Genomic DNA, 1,573 nt, shown 5'->3' on the forward strand with positions numbered 1-1,573 from the left:
AATGGATTGTGACGATCCCACCTTGGCACAAAGATGCCGTCGGGGGGCGGTTACAACATCAGAACCCACTCAGGAATATTTCAGGACCCTGCTAATCTATGGGCCTTGGACTTACGTTGCCGTCTTCTTATTCTATTCCAGTGACGTACCCGCCATGGCGATCTGAGGAAATGAACTATCCAAGATGGATGTAGAAGGTTAAAATTATCAATTTTTTGCACTAATGCATCACGCTCATCTTGCAGCGCTTTAATTTTCTCCTCCAACAAATCATTTACCCCTCCAAATTGCGTTTTGAAATCCTTCAAGAATACATCATGCCAAATCCAACCCACATGACATAATGCTCCCCGCATCAAATCTACTTGATCAATATCTTCCTGATTACGGATATTATTGCCGCAACCACTGATCTCCACCTTGCGCAAGAAATCATCCAATATTTTTTCAAGGTTATATCTGTCTTGGAATAATTCTATATTATTCTCTGTATAATCCCTTGCAAATTTGTACCCGGACAACACTTCGTCGGCAATTAGTTCTGCATTTTTTTTGTATGGCGTACATCTACCGGAAAAATTTTGCACTTCGGCACTATAAAAGTTATCCGATGTGATCCAGCCAGGGCCGCCGAAGTGATCATAGCAATACACAGGGCATCCGCCCACTAAGCTATACTGCACAGTTTTGCCGATAGAGATAATTGCATCTGCTGATTGAACATCACAGGGATCAATGAGTTTGGCTGTCCCCTTGACCCCTAAATGCGTGTAGTTAACTCCCTTTTCTTGCAGAATTCTTAAAGCCTCCTCAATCTCGGCAGGGAAGTGATTTGAAACAATTAACAGGTTTTTTAAATTATCAGGCCTGCGCGCAATATTAGAGTGAAACCTTTGAGGCGCCGCATTCTTAAAGTTGCATATGACCCCTCTGGGTTTGTATTTTTCAATTAAGGATTTTTCAACTTGCTCCGCATTAAATATGATGCCGCCGGCATATTTTGCAGAGAACGGGTAATGATAAACTTCGGCGGGTGTAATTGATGACAGGTGGCTGGCAATGTATACTCCATTCCAAGATTTCAATTTCGATAGATTGTCTGTATTTAAGGCAAAATGCCCATGCTGAGACCAAACTACATCAAAATCAGTCACATCAATTCGGACGTCAGAAATTGTAACATTTTTCGCCAAATATGGTAGGTACACATCTGAATATCGCTCAGCCCTTATTACAACTTGACACCCTCTCGATGAGAAGTAGTTGGCAATTTCCAAAGTTACAATTTCTGAACCAGTAAATCCCGAGAAGTCGTGATTAATCACAGCTACTTTTCTCATCCAACGAACCCTTATAGGCTTCAAAAGGCGATGTTACAGTTAACTTAATAACATAAGAGTTGCGTTGCACTTTGTAAATATTCGTTGTCTGGGATTATTTATCGCTAGGGATCGATTTCTCAGCCTAAGCAGTTCGCGCTGAACAAAGCGTTTAGCCAGCTATTGGGCATTGATGTTGTAACCGCCCCCCGACGGCATCTTTGTGCCAAGGTGGGATCGTCACAATCCATTAG

1 protein-coding gene is annotated in these 1,573 nt (G+C 42.1%); it reads right to left on the reverse strand.

The window, feature by feature from the left end; genetic code table 11:
• Positions 1-80: 80 nt before the first annotated feature.
• Entirely contained in the window at positions 81-1,340 is a 1,260-nt protein-coding gene (locus EP867_RS19560) for a hypothetical protein (RefSeq protein ID WP_128491088.1), read from the reverse strand.
• Between the last annotated feature and the right edge of the window lie 233 nt (positions 1,341-1,573).

The sequence above is a fragment of the Falsigemmobacter intermedius genome (assembly GCF_004054105.1).
GTDB lineage: Bacteria > Pseudomonadota > Alphaproteobacteria > Rhodobacterales > Rhodobacteraceae > Wagnerdoeblera > Wagnerdoeblera intermedia.